The sequence below is a fragment of the Neobacillus niacini genome (assembly GCF_000759675.1).
GTDB lineage: Bacteria > Bacillota > Bacilli > Bacillales > Cytobacillaceae > Neobacillus > Neobacillus niacini_A.
Genome location: NZ_BAWM01000012.1, coordinates 57,785 through 74,681, shown reverse-complemented (window position 1 = coordinate 74,681; position 16,897 = coordinate 57,785). Strand labels below are relative to the sequence as shown.

General features: G+C 39.4%; 17 protein-coding genes and 1 other annotated feature. All 17 genes read left to right on the top strand.

The features are described 5' to 3' along the window. Nucleotides 1-238, top strand: a 238-nt coding sequence (locus tag TR08_RS33085; protein ID WP_045516590.1) for a hypothetical protein, incomplete at its 5' end; no start/stop codon positions are given. 471 nt (nt 239-709) lie between these two features. Next, nucleotides 710-1,171 carry a CtsR family transcriptional regulator gene (locus tag TR08_RS06040; protein ID WP_045516588.1) on the top strand — a complete coding sequence of 154 codons (462 nt, stop codon included), beginning with the start codon at nt 710-712 and terminating at the stop codon, nt 1,169-1,171. Nucleotides 1,172-1,201: 30 nt separating this feature from the next. Continuing rightward, nucleotides 1,202-1,750: a UvrB/UvrC motif-containing protein gene (locus TR08_RS06035; protein WP_045516586.1), complete on the top strand. Its 549-nt coding sequence runs from the start codon at nt 1,202-1,204 to the stop codon at nt 1,748-1,750. A 1-nt stretch (nt 1,751) separates the two neighbouring features. Beyond that, entirely contained in the window at nt 1,752-2,825 is a 1,074-nt protein-coding gene (locus TR08_RS06030; protein ID WP_045516584.1) for a protein arginine kinase, read from the top strand. 13 nt (nt 2,826-2,838) lie between these two features. Next, entirely contained in the window at nt 2,839-5,280 is a 2,442-nt protein-coding gene (gene clpC, locus TR08_RS06025) for an ATP-dependent protease ATP-binding subunit ClpC (RefSeq protein ID WP_045516582.1), read from the top strand. Between the two features lie 97 nt (nt 5,281-5,377). Continuing rightward, nucleotides 5,378-6,757 (top strand): DNA repair protein RadA, encoded by a 1,380-nt coding sequence (radA, locus tag TR08_RS06020; RefSeq protein WP_045516581.1) that lies wholly within the window; start codon nt 5,378-5,380, stop codon nt 6,755-6,757. Between the two features lie 3 nt (nt 6,758-6,760). After that, the gene (gene disA / locus TR08_RS06015; protein ID WP_045516580.1) at nt 6,761-7,834 is read left to right on the top strand and encodes a DNA integrity scanning diadenylate cyclase DisA; all 1,074 of its coding nucleotides are present in this window, start codon (nt 6,761-6,763) and stop codon (nt 7,832-7,834) included. Nucleotides 7,835-8,031: 197 nt separating this feature from the next. After that, the gene (locus tag TR08_RS06010) at nt 8,032-9,117 is read left to right on the top strand and encodes a PIN/TRAM domain-containing protein (RefSeq protein WP_045516578.1); all 1,086 of its coding nucleotides are present in this window, start codon (nt 8,032-8,034) and stop codon (nt 9,115-9,117) included. Between the two features lie 24 nt (nt 9,118-9,141). After that, nucleotides 9,142-9,831, top strand: a complete 690-nt coding sequence (gene ispD, locus TR08_RS06005; protein WP_045516576.1) for a 2-C-methyl-D-erythritol 4-phosphate cytidylyltransferase — start codon at nt 9,142-9,144, stop codon at nt 9,829-9,831. Nucleotides 9,832-9,833: 2 nt separating this feature from the next. Next, entirely contained in the window at nt 9,834-10,313 is a 480-nt protein-coding gene (gene ispF, locus TR08_RS06000; protein ID WP_045516574.1) for a 2-C-methyl-D-erythritol 2,4-cyclodiphosphate synthase, read from the top strand. A gap of 202 nt (nt 10,314-10,515) precedes the next feature. Next, entirely contained in the window at nt 10,516-11,973 is a 1,458-nt protein-coding gene (gene gltX, locus TR08_RS05995) for a glutamate--tRNA ligase (RefSeq protein WP_045516572.1), read from the top strand. 48 nt (nt 11,974-12,021) lie between these two features. Beyond that, nucleotides 12,022-12,264: a binding site (T-box leader), on the top strand. Nucleotides 12,265-12,372: 108 nt separating this feature from the next. Further along, entirely contained in the window at nt 12,373-13,038 is a 666-nt protein-coding gene (gene cysE / locus TR08_RS05990; protein ID WP_045516570.1) for a serine O-acetyltransferase, read from the top strand. Continuing rightward, nucleotides 13,019-14,416 carry a cysteine--tRNA ligase gene (gene cysS, locus TR08_RS05985; RefSeq protein WP_045516568.1) on the top strand — a complete coding sequence of 466 codons (1,398 nt, stop codon included), beginning with the start codon at nt 13,019-13,021 and terminating at the stop codon, nt 14,414-14,416. Before cysE ends, cysS begins: the two co-directional genes overlap by 20 nt. 3 nt (nt 14,417-14,419) lie before the next feature. After that, complete coding sequence (locus TR08_RS05980) at nt 14,420-14,845, top strand: Mini-ribonuclease 3 (protein WP_045516566.1); 426 nt, start codon at nt 14,420-14,422, stop codon at nt 14,843-14,845. After that, the gene (gene rlmB / locus TR08_RS05975) at nt 14,842-15,591 is read left to right on the top strand and encodes a 23S rRNA (guanosine(2251)-2'-O)-methyltransferase RlmB (RefSeq protein ID WP_045516565.1); all 750 of its coding nucleotides are present in this window, start codon (nt 14,842-14,844) and stop codon (nt 15,589-15,591) included. Before TR08_RS05980 ends, rlmB begins: the two co-directional genes overlap by 4 nt. Nucleotides 15,592-15,593: 2 nt before the next feature. Continuing rightward, on the top strand, nt 15,594-16,103 hold the full coding sequence (locus TR08_RS05970; RefSeq protein WP_045516564.1) for an NYN domain-containing protein: 510 nt from the start codon (nt 15,594-15,596) through the stop codon (nt 16,101-16,103). A gap of 71 nt (nt 16,104-16,174) precedes the next feature. Next, complete coding sequence (sigH, locus tag TR08_RS05965; RefSeq protein ID WP_081954367.1) at nt 16,175-16,825, top strand: RNA polymerase sporulation sigma factor SigH; 651 nt, start codon at nt 16,175-16,177, stop codon at nt 16,823-16,825. The last annotated feature ends 72 nt before the right edge of the window (nt 16,826-16,897 follow it).

Sequence of the window (16,897 nt, the reverse complement as noted above, 5' to 3'; positions counted from 1 at the left end):
GGAAGTTAAGCTTCTCAGCGCCGATGGTAGTTGGGACTTTGTCCCTGTGAGAGTAGGACGTTGCCAGGCAAACGAAGCACAACCCGATAAGGGTTGTGCTTTTTTGTGTTCCGTAAGGAATAGAGTAACAGAATCCCCAGCGTTCTTTATTTTACTAGCAGTACAGGGAGTAGAAATCCTCTTTGATTCCCAAGAACTCGCCATTTCAAGTGTAAAGGGAACCAAAACTCTCTTTTGATTCCCAAGAACTCGCCATTTCAAGTGTAAAGGGAACCAAAACTCTCTTTTGATTCCCAAGAAGTCGCCATTTCAAGTGTAAAGGGAACCAAAACTCTCTTTTGATTCCCAAGAACTCAACTTTTCAACGATAAAGGGAACCAAAACTCTCTTTTGATTCCCATGAACTCAACTTTTCAACGATAAGGGGAACCAAAACTCTCTTTTGATTCCCAAGAACTCAACTTTTCAACGATAAGGGGAACCAAACCCCTTTTTTGATTCCCCAAGCCCCCTATCTCCACAAATAAAGGGAACCAAAACCCCGTCGAGTTTTTTCCATTACTAAATTCCTAAAAATAAATTTATAAATCCAAACAGGTTTCACACCTGCGAAATATGGAGAAAATCATTAGTAGCAGTTGTTTGCAACTACATAACATTTTCAGTATAATTAATGTCAAATATAGTCAAAGTCAAAGGAGGTGGGAAGATGAGAAACATCTCCGATATTATCGAAAAGTATTTGAAACAAGTATTAGAAATGAGTGAACAGGAACATGTTGAAATAAAGCGAAGTGAGATTGCTGATAAATTTCAATGTGTCCCATCACAAATCAATTATGTCATTAATACGCGCTTTACCATTGAACGAGGGTATGTCGTAGAAAGTAAACGTGGGGGAGGCGGATATATCCGAATCATGAAGGTTCAGTCCCATGATTTAGTGGACTTAATTGATCATTTGCTTTCACTCTTTGATAATCGTATCACACAATCTACAGCAGAAGATGTTATTTATAGACTTGTCCATGAGGAGATAATTACCAAACGAGAAGCAAAAATTATGTTAAGTGTAATTGATCGTTCTGTCCTTTATATTGATCTTCCATTCCGAGACGAATTAAGAGCAAGAATGTTGAAAGCTATGTTAACATCATTGAAATATAAATAATAAATACCAGCCAGAGAGGTGAAATGAAAAATGATTTGCCAGGAATGTAATCAAAGGCCTGCTGCACTCCATTTTACAAAAATCATCAATGGGGAAAAAACTGAGGTAAACCTTTGTGAAAAATGTGCCCAAGAAAAGGGCGAGATGTTTATGTTTACTGGAGGATCAGGCTTTACTTTTAATAACCTATTAGCGGGACTATTAAATATTGATCCTACTGTTCAAAAACAAAATCAAAATACGTTTCATCAAGAAGAAATTCTTCAATGTAATGGATGTTCAATGACATTTCCACAATTTATTAAAGTCGGTCGCTTTGGATGTGCCCATTGCTATGAAACATTTAAGGAGCAGCTTCCACCAGTCTTAAGGAGACTTCACAGCGGAAATTGGTCCCATAGCGGTAAAATACCAAAGAGAATTGGTGGAGGAATTCACCTTAAAAAGCAAGTTGAAAGTCTTAAAAATGAGCTAAAAGAATTAATTCAACAAGAGGAATTTGAAAAAGCTGCTCAGATTCGTGATGAAATACGAACACTCGAAAAAGAATTACCGGGCAGCAACAAGGGAGGGGAATAACGTGTCGCTTGAACGCTTTATCAATCAAGCAGTCAGCTCGTGGATGAGCGAGGAGGGACCTGATTCAGATATCGTCCTTAGTTCCCGAATCCGTTTAGCCCGAAACTTTGAGGACTTTAAATTTCCAACATTATTTTCACATGAAGAAGCCCAAGCCATTATTGTAAAAATGGAAGAAATCCTGCGTGAATCCAATTTTACAAAGTTTGGGCAAATGGAATTACTAAAAATCGATGAATTACAGCCTCTTCAAAAAAGGGTACTAGTAGAAAAGCATTTGATAAGTCCTAATTTAGCAGAGGATTCACCGTATGGAGCAGTTCTATTAACCGAAAATGAAGAAGTTAGTATTATGATTAATGAAGAGGACCACATTCGAATTCAGTGTTTGTTTCCTGGACTACAACTAACGGAAGCGTTGGAGGCTGCTAATGAAGTAGATGATTGGCTAGAAAGCCACATTCACTTTGGTTTCGATGAGAAGCATGGCTACCTAACAAGCTGCCCCACAAATGTAGGTACGGGTCTTCGGGCTTCTGTCATGATGCATTTGCCGGGGCTTATGTTGACCCAGCAAATTAATCGTATCATTCCAGCCATTAATCAGCTGGGATTAGTTGTAAGAGGGATATATGGTGAGGGGAGTGAAGCGCTCGGAAATATATTTCAAATCTCCAATCAAATTACTCTGGGAAAATCAGAAGAGGACATTTGCCGTGACCTAAAAGGTGTTGTGAGTCAGTTAATTTCACAAGAAAGGTCCGCTCGTGAAGCATTACGCAAAACTTCAAACATACAATTAGAAGATAGAGTGTTTCGATCTTATGGCGTGTTATCCAACTGTAGGATTATTGAAACAAAAGAGGCGGCAAAATGCTTATCCGATGTTCGCCTAGGTATTGATATGGGATACATTGATCATCTGCCTAAGAATATATTAAATGAATTAATGATTTTAACCCAGCCTGGTTTTCTTCAGCAGTATGCAGGCGGGCATTTAAGAGCAAATGAAAGAGATATAAGACGAGCAGCATTAATTCGAGAACGATTAAAAATGGAGCAAGATAAAAGGTGAGGAGGAATGGAATATGATGTTCGGCCGTTTTACTGAAAGAGCTCAAAAGGTTTTAGCTTTAGCACAAGAGGAAGCAATCAGACTTGGACACAACAATATTGGGACTGAGCATATTTTATTAGGCTTAGTCCGTGAGGGAGAAGGCATTGCTGCCAAAGCACTTTATGGGCTTGGATTAGGTTCTGATAAAATTCAAAAGGAAGTAGAATCGTTAATCGGGAAAGGGCAGGAAGCATCTCAAACGATTCACTACACACCTAGAGCGAAAAAGGTAATCGAACTATCTATGGATGAAGCTCGAAAATTAGGACATTCCTATGTTGGAACAGAGCATATCCTACTCGGTTTAATCCGTGAAGGAGAAGGTGTTGCTGCAAGAGTTCTTAATAATCTTGGAGTAAGCTTAAATAAGGCACGCCAACAGGTACTGCAATTACTAGGCAGTAATGAGTCAGGTGGTCATCAGGGAGGAGCATCTGTGAGTGCGAATACTCCAACCCTTGACAGCCTTGCTAGAGATCTTACGTCGATTGCTAGAGAAGGAAGTTTGGACCCTGTTATCGGAAGAAGTAAGGAAATCCAGCGGGTTATAGAAGTTTTAAGCCGCCGTACAAAAAACAATCCAGTTTTAATTGGTGAACCAGGAGTAGGTAAAACAGCTATCGCTGAAGGTCTTGCACAGCAAATTGTTAATAATGAAGTTCCAGAAATTCTTCGTGATAAGCGGGTTATGACGTTAGACATGGGAACCGTAGTAGCTGGAACCAAATATCGCGGTGAATTTGAGGATCGCTTGAAAAAAGTAATGGATGAAATTCGCCAGGCTGGTAACATCATCCTCTTTATCGATGAGTTACACACGTTAATAGGAGCTGGGGGAGCAGAAGGAGCCATTGACGCTTCTAACATCCTAAAACCATCCCTTGCCCGTGGAGAGCTCCAATGTATTGGTGCAACCACTCTTGACGAGTATCGTAAATATATCGAAAAAGACGCTGCGTTAGAACGCCGCTTCCAGCCAATCCGTGTTGACGAGCCAACAGCAGAAGAATCAGTACGGATATTAGAGGGACTTCGTGATCGTTATGAAGCCCATCACCGTGTTTCGATTACAGATGAGGCTATTGAAGCAGCAGTAAAGTTATCTGATCGCTATATTTCTGACCGATTCCTGCCGGATAAGGCAATTGACTTAATTGATGAAGCGGGATCAAAGGTTCGCTTACGTTCTTATACAACACCTCCAAATTTAAAAGAATTAGAAGTGAAGCTTGATGAAGTCCGGAAAGAGAAGGATTCGGCAGTTCAGAGCCAAGAATTTGAAAAAGCCGCCTCTCTAAGAGATACAGAACAGCGTCTTCGTGAGCAGCTCGAGGAAACGAAGAAAACTTGGAAAGAAAAGCAAGGGAAAGAAAACAGCGAAGTGACAGTTGAGGATATTGCTAGTGTTGTTTCAAGCTGGACGGGAATACCTGTATCAAAGCTTGCCCAAACAGAAACAACTAAATTACTTAATTTAGAGGAACTCCTGCATTCACGTGTGATTGGTCAGGAGGAAGCAGTTAAGGCGGTCTCAAAAGCAGTCCGTCGTGCGAGAGCAGGCTTAAAGGATCCAAAACGTCCAATTGGTTCATTTGTTTTCCTTGGTCCAACTGGTGTAGGGAAAACTGAATTGGCACGGGCTCTTGCTGAAGCAATGTTTGGTGATGAGGATGCCATGATTCGAATTGATATGTCAGAATACATGGAGAAACATTCTACATCTCGTCTGGTTGGATCTCCTCCAGGATATGTTGGATATGAAGAAGGAGGGCAATTAACGGAAAAGGTAAGAAGAAAGCCGTATTCTGTTATCCTGCTTGATGAAATTGAAAAGGCACATCCAGATGTATTTAATATATTACTGCAGGTTCTTGAGGATGGTCGCCTAACGGATTCTAAAGGCAGAACCGTTGATTTCCGTAATACAGTTCTTATTATGACTTCAAACGTGGGAGCAGAAGCGTTAAAACGTAACAAGTATGTTGGTTTTAATATTCAAGATGGAGAACAGAATTATAAGGATATGAAGGGTAAGGTAATGGAAGAATTGAAGAAAGCCTTCCGTCCTGAATTCTTAAATCGTATTGATGAAATTATTGTTTTCCATGCTTTAGAGAGAAAGCATTTAGAAGAAATTGTTACGCTGCTGTCTGACCAGCTAGTAAAACGTTTAAAAGAGCAGCATATTTCTTTAGAATTAACGGAAGCAGCAAAGGGCAAAATCTCTATAGAAGGCTACGACCCAGAGTACGGTGCACGTCCATTACGCAGGGCGATTCAAAAGCATATTGAAGACCGCCTCTCGGAAGAACTGTTAAAAGGTACTGTATTAACAGGGCAGCATGTTATAATTGATGTTGATAATGGTGAGTTCACAGTTAGAACGGCTGAAAAAACGACTCTAACTAAATAACTGGATTCGTTACTTTTAAGAACAACTAAAAGGGGGTACACGTTACAAGTCTCGACCGTGTACCTCTTTTTCTATTTAGAGTCAGGAGTAGATAGATATGGTTAAACGAAAAACGAAGTTCATGTGTCAGGAGTGCGGGTATGAATCTCCTAAATGGCTGGGTAAATGTCCTGGTTGCGGGGAATGGAACAAAATGGTAGAGGAAGTTGAGGTTACAGGCGGAAATAGGAGGGGAGCTTTTGCCCATTCCCAAGGAGTATCAACACTTTCTAAACCAACACCCATTACAGCCATTGAAACGTTGACTGAACCGAGGATTTTAACAGATTTAAATGAGCTTAATCGTGTTTTAGGCGGAGGCGTGGTAAAAGGTTCACTGGTTTTAATCGGTGGTGATCCTGGTATTGGTAAATCAACACTCCTTTTGCAGGTATCCTCTCAACTTGCGAATAAAGGTAATCAGGTCTTATACATATCCGGAGAAGAATCATTGAGGCAAACGAAGCTTCGAGCTGAAAGGTTAGGGATAAAGTCTGAAAATCTCTTTGTTTATTCAGAGACTAATTTAGAAGAAATAAATCGGAACATTGAAAGCACAAACCCAAGTTTTGTCATTATTGATTCTATACAAACGGTTTTTCATCCGGAAGTCACGTCTGCACCAGGGAGCGTTTCACAGGTACGTGAATGTACATCTGAATTAATGAGGATTGGGAAAACGAAGGGTATTGCTATTTTTATTGTTGGTCATGTTACAAAGGAAGGATCGATAGCAGGGCCAAGGCTACTTGAGCACATGGTAGATACAGTTCTCTATTTTGAAGGGGAAAGACACCATACGTATCGAATCCTACGCGCAGTAAAGAATCGTTTTGGATCAACCAATGAGATGGGTATTTTTGAAATGAAAGAATTTGGACTTGATGAGGTTGCAAATCCATCGGAAATTTTCCTTGAAGAGAGATCACAAGGTGCTGCTGGGTCAACTGTTGTTGCTTCAATGGAAGGCACCCGTCCAGTTCTTGTTGAAATCCAAGCTTTAATTTCTCCAACTAGTTTTGGAAACCCAAGGAGAATGGCAACAGGGATTGACCATAACCGTGTACCGTTATTAATGGCGGTTTTAGAAAAGCGGATGGGATTGTTGCTTCAAAATCAAGATGCATACCTTAAGGTTGCTGGGGGCGTAAAGTTAGATGAACCAGCCATTGATTTAGCGATTGCCGTTAGTATTGCTTCAAGCTTCCGTGATAAACCTACGAGGGCAACAGATTGTATTATAGGCGAGGTTGGGTTAACAGGAGAGGTACGAAGAGTCTCCAGAATTGAGCAGCGTGTTCAAGAAGCTGCAAAGTTGGGCTTCGAACGGGTTATTTTACCTGCCAATAATTTGAGCGGCTGGCAAGGACCGAAAGGGGTAGAATTAATCGGCGTTTCTACTGTAGGTGAAGCCTTAAAAGCAGCGTTGGGAGTGTAGAACATGGAAAATAGAAAGCTAGGTGAACAAACTGTAAGTGAAGTTTTACAGTTTATTGCCCCAGGTACACCTATTCGAGAAGGTATTGATAATGTACTAAGGGCTAATACTGGCGGGTTAATTGTTGTTGGTTACAATGAAAAGGTTAAAAGTATCGTAGATGGTGGTTTTCAAATTAATTGTCCTTTTTCACCAAGTTATCTTTATGAGCTAGCAAAAATGGACGGTGCAATTATCCTTAATGAATTAGGGAATACAATTCTTATTGCGAATGCCCAGCTTGTTCCTGATTCTGATATTTCTGCCTCCGAAACAGGGATGCGGCATCGGACTGCCGAAAGAGTGGCTAGGCAAACAAAGGCACTTGTCATTGCTATTTCTCAAAGGAGAAATGTCATAACCCTATATCAAGGTAACTTCCGTTATGCCCTTAAAGATATTTCTGTGATATTAACCAAAGCGAATCAAGCTATTCAAATGCTGGAAAAGTATAAATCAGTCCTTGAGCGAAGTATTGCCAGCTTAAGTATATTAGAGTTTGAAGAATCCGTTACATATAACGATTTCCTACTCGTTCTTCACCGATTTGAAATGGTTCTTAAGATAAAAAATGAACTCATTACTTACTTAAACGAATTGGGAACGGAAGGAAGACTTATTCGCTTACAAATGAATGAAATATTGACGGATTTAGAAGAAGAGACATCGCTGATTATTAAGGATTATGCAATTGATAGAGATATCAAGGCGAGAGAAGTACTCAAGCGAATGCAGATGTTAACGAGTAACGGTGCATTAGATGATATTGCTATACTGAAACTAATGGGCTATCAAGGATACATTCCACTCGATGAAAATAAGCACCCACGGGGGTATAGGATTCTTAATAAAATTCCCCGTCTTCCAATCGTTATAATTGAAAACATTATTACAAGCTTCAGTGAGTTTTCGAAAATTATATCAGCTTCTGTTGAAGAACTAGATGATGTTGAAGGAATTGGCGAAATCCGTGCAAAGAAAATCAAGGAAGGCTTAAAGTTAATTAAAGAGCGATTATATACGGAGCGGCAGTTATAGGCCATCAAAGTAAAAATAGCAAATTTACGTTTGTTTGACAGAGTTTTTTTCCAGTGCTACCCTATGAAGTGAAAAATCTATTTTACTAAATAACATTCATTTTCATGTTTTAAAACTTGCACTTTGACAAAAATAATCAATAAAATGAAGGTTTCATTTTTGGGAATATGTTTATAATGAGTAGAGGAGGTGAAGGAATGTTAAAACGTATTGTGCAAGCATGTTTTCTCATAACTGGGGGTACGCTTGGAATATTGCTGATCCCACAATTGCTAAAACTAATAAATTTTGATGACATTCCAATAATCAGTAACTCATATGCAACGGCTATTATAGGTGCAATTATTTTTTATCTTATTACTTTTTGGGCAGTAGATTATGTACTGGAGTTTATTAAATGGGCGGAAGACTCGCTGGTAAAAATCCCGGTAACAGATGTGATTTTTGGCAGTATAGGATTAATCTTTGGCCTATTAGTAGCCTTTCTAATCGGTTTTGCTCTAAATGCAGTTCAAGTACCTATACTAAATGCTGCCGCTCCTATTTTGCTGACATTATTTTTCGGATACCTTGGCTTTCAGGTTGGATTTAAGAAGAGAGATGAGCTATTAAATCTCTTTGGCAGTCGCGGAAAGAAGAAGTCCGGAGAAGAGGATGCTGAAAAATCTGAGGGACAATCCTTAAAGATCTTAGATACAAGTGTGATTATTGATGGTCGCGTGGCTGATATTTGCCAAACAGGATTTTTAGAAGGAACGATTGTCATTCCTCGCTTTGTACTTGAGGAATTACAGCATATTGCTGATTCATCTGACGTCCTCAAGCGAAACCGTGGGAGACGGGGCTTGGATATTCTAAATCGAATTCAAAAAGAACTTGCGATAAAAGTAGAGATTTATGAAGGCGATTTTGATGAAATTCAAGAAGTAGACAGCAAGCTGGTGAAACTAGCCAAGATAACGAATGGAATACTTGTTACCAATGATTTTAATCTCAATAAAGTATGTGAATTACAGAACGTTTCTGTATTAAATATCAATGATTTAGCGAATGCAGTTAAACCAGTTGTACTGCCTGGGGAAGAGTTAGCTGTACAGGTAATAAAGGATGGTAAAGAATATCACCAAGGTGTAGCATATCTTGATGACGGAACGATGATTGTGGTTGAAGAGGGACGAGAATATATCGGAAAAAGAATTGATGTTCTTGTTACGAGTGTTCTTCAAACTTCAGCTGGAAGAATGATTTTTGCAAAACCTAAATTACTAGAAAAGGCACTATAGCCAAATTAGAAATGGAGTTTTACTATGGCTTATCAAGTCATTATCCCGGCAGCTGGTCAAGGGAAGAGGATGGGAGCAGGGAAAAATAAGCTTTTGCTAGAACTAAATAATATACCTGTATTAATCCATTCCCTAAAGGTGTTCGAAGAAGATGATCTTTGTGAGGGAATTATTTTAGCTGTTAACCCACTAGATGTGGCGGAATTTAAATCCTTATTAAAGAAGAATAAGGTGAAGAAGGTGCTAGATTTAGTTCCAGGTGGAAAAGAACGTCAGGATAGCATATATAATGCATTGAAAACTGTGAAGAATGATGGAATTATTCTTGTTCATGATGCCGCTCGTCCATTTATTCTCAAGAAACATATTCACCGATTACTAGATACAGCACAAAAAACAGGTGCAGCAATCATTGGAGTGCCAGCAAAGGATACCATGAAAACAGTACGTGATCAGGTGGTAATGGCAACTGTCGAAAGATCTAGCTTGTGGGCTGTTCAAACCCCACAAGCTTTTCGTTTTTCCATATTGTATAAGGCCTATGAACGGGCAGAGAAGGATCACTTTATTGGTACGGATGATGCAAGCTTGGTAGAACGAATCTCTCATCCAGTCACAATGGTTGAAGGGGATTATGATAATATCAAGCTTACTACCCAGGAGGATTTATTTTTTGCACAGGCGATATTAAAGAAAAGACAGGGGAGTTTATAAAAATGTTTCGTATTGGACAAGGCTTTGATGTACATCAATTAACGGAGGGTCGTCCATTAATCATTGGCGGCATTACCATCCCATATGAAAAAGGACTGCTTGGCCATTCAGATGCCGATGTTTTATTGCATACAATCTCTGATGCTTGTCTTGGAGCGATTGGTGAAGGGGATATTGGAAAACACTTTCCAGATACAGATCCAAACTTTAAAGACGCAGATTCTGCTAAGCTTATGGAGCATGTGTGGCAGCTTGTGAAAGATAGAGGGTATGAGCTTGTTAATGCAGATTGTACCATTATTGCACAGAAACCAAAAATGGCACCTTATATCCAGCAAATGAAGGAGAGAATTGCTGAATTACTTAATGCTTCTCCTGAACAAATCAATGTGAAGGCAACAACGACAGAAAAGCTGGGTTTTACAGGTCGTGGTGAGGGAATTGCATCTCAGGTTGCAGTTTTGTTAAAAAAGGCTGACTAATGTCTTTATTGCTGAAATACACAATGGTAAAATAAATCAGATATAATTTTTAAACTTAGAGAATTGTCTAGCTCCAGCGCCTAGGGGCTCGGGGTCATCAGCCACCCCCTGAAGAAGGAAAAAAGCGCCTTCTTGCAGGGTGCGTCTTATGCCTGTCGCCCCTGGACAAGGCGCTTGCGCTTTTCTAATAGGAGGCATAATGATGTCAAATGAAGTTCGTGTAAGGTATGCTCCAAGTCCAACTGGACATTTACATATTGGAAATGCCCGTACAGCATTATTTAATTATTTGTTTGCACGCAACAAGCAAGGTAAATTTATTATCCGTATTGAGGACACAGATAAGAAACGGAATATTGCTGGCGGAGAAGAAAGTCAATTAAAGTACCTTAAATGGCTGGGTATGGATTGGGATGAAAGTGTGGACGTCGGCGGCGAATATGGTCCCTACAGACAGTCTGAAAGAAATGATATTTATCAAACCTATTACAATCAATTACTTGAGAATGGTCATGCCTATAAATGTTATTGTACAGAAGCAGAAATCGAAGCAGAGCGGGAAGAGCAGACCGAGAGGGGAGAAACTCCTCATTATTCAGGAAAGTGCCGCCATCTAACAGCTGAGGAACGTGCAAAATTAGAAAGTGAAGGACGCGAGCCAAGCATCCGAATGGTTGTACCTGAAGGAAAAACCTTTACCTTTAATGACATGGTAAAAGGAACTGTATCCTTTGAATCTGAAGGAATGGGTGATTGGGTCATCATCAAAAAGGATGGAACCCCAACTTATAATTTTGCGGTAACCATTGATGATTATTTAATGAAAATTTCGCATGTACTTCGCGGAGATGATCACATATCCAACACCCCTAAGCAGCTAATGGTGTATGAAGCATTAGGCTGGGAGCCGCCGATTTTTGGTCATATGACACTAATCGTGAATGAAAGCCGAAAGAAGTTAAGCAAACGAGATGAATCAATTATTCAATTTATCGAACAATATGAGGAATTAGGCTATCTGCCAGAAGCCTTGTTTAACTTTATTACTTTACTAGGCTGGTCTCCAACAGGTGAAGAGGAGCTTTACTCTAAAGAGGAATTTATTGAAATTTTCGATGCCAATCGCTTATCGAAGTCACCGGCTTTATTTGATACGAATAAGCTTACATGGATGAACAACCAATATATGAAAAAGATTGAGGTTGACCGAGTTTTGGAGCTATCCATGCCACATCTGGTTAAAGCTGGACGCTTAAGTGAGAACTTGACGGAAGAAGAACAACAATGGGCAAAGAGTTTAGTTTCGCTTTTACAGGAAAAAATGAGCTTTGGTGCAGAGATAGTCGAGCTTTCGGATATGTTCTTTAAAGAGGAAGCTGAATTCGAAGAGGATGCTAAGGAAGTATTATCAGGAGAGACGGTTCCTCAAGTACTAAAAGCATTTTCTGAGGAACTTGAGAAGTTGGAAAACTTTAAAGCTGACGAAATTAAGGCGGCGATGAAAGCAGTTCAAAAATCAACGGGTCAAAAAGGAAAAAATCTGTTTATGCCGATTCGTGCAGCGGTTTCGGGTCAAACACATGGTCCAGATTTACCTCAAGCTATCGAACTTTTAGGTAAATCAAAAGTTCTAAAGAGAATTCAAAAACTTATTGGTTAACATTAGAGCAAAAATGTAATATAGTAAAAGATATAAACTTTTTTATACGAAAAAATGTTGAAGAGGAAAAGTAAGATATGATGCTTTAAAGAGAAAACCATCACCGGCTGAAAGTGGTTTAAGCCTCTCATGTTTGAAAATGCACCTCTGAGTCCCATTTCGAAAAGATGAAAATCTGTGTAGACATGGGCGGAACCTTTCCGTTAACAGGTAGAGTGAGACCAATGTAAGCTTTATGTATATAAGCTTATCGGTCTAATCAGAGTGGAACCACGCCCAAGCGTCTCTGTCGTTATGACAGGGGCGTTTTTTATTTATCCAAACAATGGGGAACAACATAGAGATCTTCGAGCTCAGAAAAGTTGCTACGCGTTATTAAAATAAAGGGGGAAAAGAAAAATGTTCAAAAGGATGAGGGAGGACATTGACGTTGTTTTTGAACAAGATCCAGCAGCGAGGAGCTATTTAGAAGTTATCCTAACCTATTCAGGCTTACATGCGATATGGGCCCACCGAATAGCACATGCATTTTTCAAAAGGAAGTTTTATTTCCTTGCAAGGGTAATTTCTCAAATTAGTCGGTTTTTCACAGGTATTGAAATTCATCCTGGTGCAAAAATAGGCAGGAGATTTTTTATTGACCACGGTATGGGAGTTGTCATAGGAGAAACCTGTGAAATAGGTGATAACGTAACCGTATTTCAGGGTGTAACACTCGGAGGAACTGGGAAAGAGAAAGGTAAACGTCATCCAACAATTAAAGATAATGCATTGATTGCAACCGGTGCGAAGGTGCTAGGATCGATAACCATTGGAGAAAATTCGAAGATCGGTGCAGGCTCTGTAGTCTTAAAGGAAGTACCACCTAATTCAACCGTTGTAGGGGTTCCAGGCAGGGTAGTGATTCAAGATGGGAAGAGAATGAGAGACTTAGACCATTGTAACCTCCCAGACCCTATTGCAGATCGAATTAAAGAAATGCAGCTTGAACTAGTTGAATTGAAAGAAGAGTTAATTAAATTGAAAAAAGAAAGGACTAAAGTAAATGGCAATTCAGCTTTATAATACATTAACCCGTAAAAAAGAAGAGTTTATCCCTCTTGAAGAGGGTAAAGTGAAAATGTATGTTTGTGGTCCAACTGTCTATAATTATATTCATATCGGTAATGCCCGTCCGGCTATTGTTTTTGATACCGTCCGCCGCTATTTTGAGTATCGTGGCTACGAAATCCAATATGTCTCAAACTTTACAGATGTAGATGATAAATTAATCCGTGCTGCTAATCAACTTGGAGAGGATGTCCCAACCATCGCAGACCGTTTCATTCAAGCCTATTTTGAAGATGTATCTGCATTAGGCTGCAAAAAGGCGGATATTCATCCGCGTGTAATGGAAAATATGGATAATATCATTGATTTTATTGATCAGCTTATTAAAAAGGGATTTGCCTATGAGTCAGAAGGAGATGTCTATTTCCGGACCAGGAATTTTGATGATTACGGCAAGCTCTCACATCAATCAATTGATGACCTGCAGGTTGGTGCCCGAATTGAAGTTGGTGAGAAGAAACAAGATGATATGGACTTTGCATTATGGAAAGCGGCGAAAGAAGGGGAAATCTTTTGGGAAAGTCCTTGGGGAATTGGACGCCCTGGCTGGCATATTGAGTGCTCGGCGATGGCAAAAAAATACCTAGGGGATACCATTGATATTCATGCAGGCGGTCAAGATTTAACGTTCCCGCATCACGAAAATGAAATTGCGCAATCGGAAGCACTTTCTGGAAAAACCTTTGCCCGATACTGGATGCACAACGGATATATCAATATTGATAATGAAAAAATGTCAAAATCGCTTGGGAACTTTGTTCTTGTACATGACATTATCAAAAAGCATAATCCACAAGTGTTACGATTTTTTATGCTATCTGTACATTACCGTAATCCGATTAACTACAGTGAAGAGTTATTAGAAAGCACAAAGGCTGCCTTTGACCGCCTAACAACCTCATATCAAAATATACAACATCGCAGGGAATCGAGTACAGATTTAACAAATAATAATCAGGAATGGCTAGAGAAGATAGCTGCTTTACAAGATGAATTTATAAAGGCAATGGATGATGATTTCAACACAGCAAAAGCTATTTCCGTCTTGTTTGATCTTTCGAAATTGGCTAATTACTACCTATTAGAAAAAAACACAGCGGTAGAAGTAATTAATAAATTCACCACTCAATTCGATGAGTTATTTAATGTTTTAGGTATGACACTTGAATCAAGTGAAATGTTGGATGAAGAAATCGATGCGTTAATTGAAAAAAGAATCCAGGCACGGAAAGACCGTAACTTCCAGCTATCTGACCAAATAAGAGACCAGTTAAAGGAAATGAATATCATTTTAGAAGATACTCCGCAGGGTACGAGATGGAAAAGAGGCTAATTCATGCTTGATTATCAAGAAAAAGTAAATGCCAATCAATTGAATAGTCTTGCACTAGCTTATGTGGGTGACGCTGTTTATGAGATTTATGTCAGACGTCACCTCCTGCAAAGCGGGAAGGTAAAGCCGAATCATCTTCACCGTGAAGGGACAAAGTATGTTTCCGCAAAAGCGCAGTGTAAAGTTCTATTTAGGATGATGGATGAAAGCCTCCTGTCAGAGGAGGAGCTGGCCGTTGTTATGCGTGGACGCAATGCTAAATCTGGCACAGTCCCAAAAAACACGGATGTTCAAACTTATCATTATAGTACAGCATTTGAAGCGTTAATGGGATTTTTGTATTTAACAGAGGCAATAAAACGACTAGAAGAGCTTATCTTAATGTCCTTTTCAATTGTTGAAGAAAAGAAAGGAGGAAAAAACGAATGAGCGAAAACAACGATTACATCATTGGGAAAAATCCAGTTATGGAGGCACTTAGATCAGAAAGGGATATCAATAAAATATTGATTGCAGAATCTTCCCAGCGTGGTCAAATGCAGCAGTTAATACAATTAGCTAAAGAAGCTAATGTAATAGTTCAATTTGTCCCAAAGAAAAAAATTGACCAGATATCTGATGAAAATCATCAAGGAGTTCTTGCCTATGTTGCTGCTTATCAATATGCAGAAATGGACGATCTATTTGCAGCCGCAGATTTGAAAAATGAAACCCCGTTCTTTTTGTTATTAGATGAAATCGAGGACCCTCATAATCTTGGATCAATCATGCGAACCGCTGATGCAGTGGGAGCACACGGCATTATTATTCCTAAAAGAAGAGCAGTTGGTTTAACGGCAACAGTAGCAAAAGCCTCAACTGGTGCAATAGAGCATATTCCGGTCGTACGTGTCACCAATATGGCAAGAACCATTGATGAATTAAAAGAACGTGGTATTTGGATAGCTGGTACGGATGCAAGTGGAAAACAAGATTATCGCCAATTTGATGGCACGCTGCCACTTGGTCTTGTGATTGGAAGCGAAGGAAAAGGGATGGGGCGTCTTGTTAGGGAAAAATGTGACTTCCTTATTAACCTGCCGATGGCTGGAAAGGTAACATCATTAAATGCGTCTGTTGCAGCAGCGTTATTAATGTATGAGGTATACCGCAGGCGGCATCCTCTAGAGGGATAGAAATGGATATTTTGCTTGTCGATGGATATAACATAATCGGGGCATGGCCAGAGCTAAGGGCATTAAAGGACCATGATTTGCCTGCAGCTCGGGACCGTTTAGTTGAAAGGATGGCAGAATACCAAGCTTATTCAGGCTATCGGGTCATCGTTGTATTTGATGCCTACTATGTCCAAGGGATTGAGAAGAAATATAAGAATCATAAGGTAGAGGTTATTTTTACAAAAGAAAATGAAACTGCTGATGAGCGAATTGAAAAAATGGCGATTGCTTTAAATAATCGGAGGACTCAAATACATGTGGCTACCTCTGATTTTACAGAGCAATGGGCTATTTTTGGACAAGGTGCTCTAAGAAAGTCTGCAAGAGAATTGCTTATCGAGATGTCCTCTATAGAAAAAGGAATCGAAAAAAAGGTAAAAACTATTCAAGAAAAAAGACCATTCTCAAAAATACCGATTAGTAACGAAGTGACAGAAATTTTTGAAAAGTGGCGCAGAGGTGAAAAGTAAGCGTTGACGTTCAAAAGTTTTGAATAGTATAATAATACTATCTATGCTTGTTCGGTGGAGGGGGATCTTAATTGGGTACAGTCTTCGGGGATAAAAGCAACGAGCTATTTTTTTCAATGGAAGATGAAGAGATAGTTGATTTTGTGCACCAAGGAAATAGTGAAGCATTGGACTATTTAATCCACAAATATCGAAATTTTGTACGTGCAAAGGCAAGATCTTACTTCCTAATCGGAGCGGATAAGGAAGATATTGTTCAAGAGGGTATGATTGGGCTGTATAAGGCAATTCGTGACTTTCGTGAGGACAAGCTTACCTCATTCAAGGCGTTTGCTGAATTATGTATCACCCGGCAAATTATTACGGCGATAAAAACCGCAACTAGGCAAAAACATATACCGTTAAATTCCTATGTATCATTGGACAAGCCTATCTATGATGAAGAATCCGACCGAACATTAATGGATGTCCTATCCGGAGCAAAGGTTCTTGATCCAGAAGAATTAATTATTAATCAAGAAGAATTTGATCACATCGAAGTTAAAATGACGGAATTATTAAGTGATTTAGAGCGGAAGGTTTTGGCGCTATATCTCGATGGACAATCATACCAAGAAATATCAGAAGAGCTGAACCGACATGTGAAATCAATTGATAATGCCCTGCAGCGTGTGAAAAGGAAATTGGAACGTTATTTAGAAATTAGAGAATTTAGCCTTTAATTTTTTGTAAACGATGACATTTGTATGAACCCGCTCCCACATGTTGTTGACAATAAATAGGGGTCATGTTAC